This is a genomic window from Caballeronia sp. (assembly GCF_049581465.1).
In the GTDB taxonomy this organism is placed as follows: domain Bacteria; phylum Pseudomonadota; class Gammaproteobacteria; order Burkholderiales; family Burkholderiaceae; genus Caballeronia.
In genome coordinates this window covers 1-2,361 of the sequence record NZ_JBAUSA010000365.1, presented here as the reverse complement: position 1 = coordinate 2,361, position 2,361 = coordinate 1, and the positions used below count along the sequence as shown (strand labels likewise).

At 59.8% G+C, this 2,361-nt stretch carries 2 protein-coding genes; one reads left to right on the top strand and one right to left on the bottom strand.

Annotated features, from left to right (window positions below; translation table 11 throughout):
• Positions 1 to 133: 133 nt before the first annotated feature.
• Positions 134 to 1,636 (top strand): RNA polymerase factor sigma-54, encoded by a 1,503-nt coding sequence (locus tag WCA53_RS09105; RefSeq protein WP_423908216.1) that lies wholly within the window; start codon positions 134 to 136, stop codon positions 1,634 to 1,636.
• Between the two features lie 55 nt (positions 1,637 to 1,691).
• Here the strand turns inward: WCA53_RS09105 and WCA53_RS09100 are convergent.
• On the bottom strand, positions 1,692 to 2,361 hold a 670-nt coding region (locus WCA53_RS09100; protein ID WP_423908214.1), incomplete at its 5' end, for a YihY/virulence factor BrkB family protein.

Here is a 2,361-nt window from a genome sequence, read left to right as displayed (position 1 = left end):
GTGCGCGACCGGTGCGAGCGCACAAAGTGAAAAATACGTATAGAAATCCGGGGCTGATGCGTTCGTTTTCAAGTTGGCATGGCTATTGCTTGATAGGTTGCAAAAGACCTAACATTGAGAGGAACATCACGCAATGCCGCCTTCCCTCGAACTTCGCGCAAAACAGAGCCTGGCGCTCACGCCGCGCCTTCAGCAATCGGTTCGTCTGCTACAGCTTTCGTCGCTGGAGTTCCAGCAAGAATTGCGCAACGCACTCGATACGAATCCGTTCCTCGAATTTGACGAGACGCAAGCGGAAGACAATGCGCTCTCCAACGACAACGGCAATTCGATGAGCGATGCGCCCGTACCTGGCGAGCACGACGCACCCGTCGATGCACCCATGTCGGCCGAAGCGCCGGGCGACAGTTCGGACGCCGGCGACTCGCAGTCGCACGATGACTCGATGAACGAGTACGACTCAATGTCCGAGTACTCCTCGGACCCGTTCGGTCGCACATCGACTCGCAACACTGGCGATGGCGACGGGGGCGACCCCGCTGACTGGATCCGTGTCGAACCTTCGCTACATGAAACCCTGCACGACACGCTAAGGCTTTACCCACTCGACGACCGCGACCGCGCAGTGGCGCAGCTCATCATTGAAGCACTCGACGACGACGGCTATCTTCGACAAGACTTGCAGGAATTGTCGGAGCTTGTGGATATCAAGCCGGCATTGTCGCGGGACGAACTCAACATCGCGTTGAAGCTGGTGCAATCGCTCGACAAGCCAGGCCTCGGCGCACGCACGTTGTCCGAGTGCCTGTCCCTGCAACTCGATGCACTCTGCCCCGAAACGCCAGGACGCGCTGTAGCGATCGAGATCGTCACGCATCATCTCGAACGTCTGGCGCGCCGCGAACAAGCTGAGCTGCAAAAGAAAATTGGCTGTAGCGCGGAGGAGTTGCGCGTTGCATGCGCGCTCGTGCGCAAGCTCGACCCCAAGCCGGGTTCCAACTATGGGGCCGTCGAAGACAACTATGTCGTGCCGGACGTGATCGTGCGCCAGGTCAAGAGGAACTGGGTTGTGACCATCAACCCCGCGGTGTTGCCGCGCGCGCGGATTCATCGCATGTACGCCGAGCTTTTTGCGCAATCCGCGGGCGCGAGCCGTTCGCCGCTCGCGCAGCAATTGCAGGAAGCACGCTGGTTGATTCGCAATGCTCAACAACGCTTTACCACGATCCAGCGCGTCGCGGAATGCATCGTGTCGCATCAGAAAGCGTTCTTCGACTACGGTGAAATCGCGTTGAAACCGCTGGTATTGCGTGACGTAGCCGATGAACTCGAACTGCACGAATCGACCATTTCCCGTGCAACGGGCAACAAATATATGTCCACGCCGCGCGGCATCTTTGAGTTCAAGCACTTCTTTCCGCGCGAACTCAGTACCGAAAGTGGCGGGACTTGTTCGGCCGCCGCGGTGCGCGCGTTGTTGAAGGAAATGATCGCGCAGGAAAGCAGCAACGATCCGTTATCCGATGTGAGTCTTGCAAAGATGCTTGCAGGCCAAGGGGTGATCGTCGCGCGCCGGACCGTCGCCAAGTATCGTCATCTGATGAAGGTGCCGCCTGCGGAGTTGCGTCGCGGCTGACCTCCCGGTCAGATTCGAGTTGTCCCAATGCGCCCCTTAGCTCAAGGGGCGCTTTTTATCGCCAGCCCGATTCGCTTTGCGTGCGTCTGCGCGCCGCCGTCGCCGACACTTCCGCCCCGAGCAAGAAGACTGCCGCCGAGTAATACAGCCACATCAGGATGATCGCCAGCGACCCCGCCGCGCCGAATGTATTAGCCGTGCCGGCATGTTGCAGGTAGAACGCAAAGAGCCGTTTCCCAGCCTCGAAAAGAAGTGCCGCTGTCGATGCACCGAGCAATGCGTCGCGCCATTGCATGCGCTTGCTTGGCAAGAATTTAAGCAGGGTGGCGAAGGCCAGCATCATCATCGAAAGTGAAATCGCCCGTTGCCCCAGTGCCGCAATCAGGAACGACAGGCCGTTGCTGCCGAGCACCCAGTGGCCGACCAGACCGAGCAGGGCATCGAATAAGAGCAGCCCCACGATCAACAAGGCCGCGCCGAGCACCAATGCAAACGAGATCGCACGCACGCGCAAGATCGCCACGATATTGTCGCGCGTGCTCGCAATCGGCGATGGCCAGATGACGTTGAGCGCCGTGTGCAGCGAAGAGAATGTCGCCGATGCGCCGACCAACACGCCCACACCGGACAGGATCGCCGTACTGGTCGCGATGTCCGCGTGCCAGGCGTTGGCTACGATCGCCTCCAGCCCGTGCGCCGCGTCTATTCCCACGATGCCCGCTATC

What these genes read in the sequence shown, in the direction of transcription:
- WCA53_RS09105 (WP_423908216.1), top strand. Translation starts at nt 134, where the DNA reads ATGCCGCCTTCCCTCGAACTTCGCGCAAAACAGAGCCTGGCGCTCACG.